We start from the raw sequence: 851 nt of genomic DNA, 5'->3' as shown, positions 1-851 counted from the left end.
GCGCCGCGACAATCAAAAACACAAACCACTTGATCGCGGCTGAAAAGACCGCCATCGTCACAAACGTCGCGACCAAGGATTCTCATCCTGATTGACGCGCTCTTCTCACCCAGATTGTCGCGCTACAGACGTTCCCGTCTGGGATCGCCGTCGCCCCAGAACACTCTTCTCCGGGCTTGTGACTTGCGGCAGCGGCGGTGGCGGGTTTTCCAAGGTCAACAAACACAGCTTTGGCTGCTCAACCGCCCGCAACAAAGGCAAAGCCTACTGCACCAACATGGCGATGATCTCGCAGGATGAGCTGGAACAGCTGGTGCTTGGCGCATTGCAAAACCACCTGATGGATCAGGAGGCTTTGACCGTGTTCTGTGAGGAGTACGCAAAAGAGCGCAATCGCTTGCAGGCCGCGGCATCGCAAAACCGCGATGCCGTGGCCAAAGAACTCGCCACAGTTAAAACCGACCACGCCAAACTGGTTGACGCGATCATCGCAGGCATTCCTGCTGAACAGGTCAAAGACCGGATGTTGTCATTGGACGCGCGCCGGATCGAGTTGGAAGCGCAGCTTGAGCGGGACCCTGCCCCGTCTCCCATCCGTATTCACCCGAAGATGGCCGAGACCTACCGCGAGAAGATCACTGCGCTGGTGGCCCGGCTTTCACACCCTGACGGTATGCTTGAGGCCAAAGACGCTCTGCGGGGGCTGATTGAAGTGGTCCCACCTTTTCGGACATGTTTGCAGCTTTTCTAAGGTGTATCGGGTTTAGGTTTCATGCTGCTTCTTGTTGTTCCAAGCCTACCCAATATGCGTCGTCAGGCGTCTGCCGATCAAGGGCGGAATGGGGCCTTTT

Annotated in this window: 1 protein-coding gene; it reads left to right on the top strand. The window is 56.9% G+C overall.

What is annotated here, in order from left to right:
* Positions 1 to 91 precede the first annotated feature (91 nt).
* Positions 92 to 751 carry a zinc ribbon domain-containing protein gene (locus tag BHD06_RS22750; RefSeq protein WP_080459205.1) on the top strand — a complete coding sequence of 220 codons (660 nt, stop codon included), beginning with the start codon at positions 92 to 94 and terminating at the stop codon, positions 749 to 751.
* The last annotated feature ends 100 nt before the right edge of the window (positions 752 to 851 follow it).

The organism is Roseovarius sp. A-2 (assembly GCF_002072155.1).
GTDB lineage: Bacteria > Pseudomonadota > Alphaproteobacteria > Rhodobacterales > Rhodobacteraceae > Roseovarius.
The sequence above is the reverse complement of the archived record's forward strand: the minus strand, read 5'-3'. Positions and strand labels throughout refer to the sequence as shown.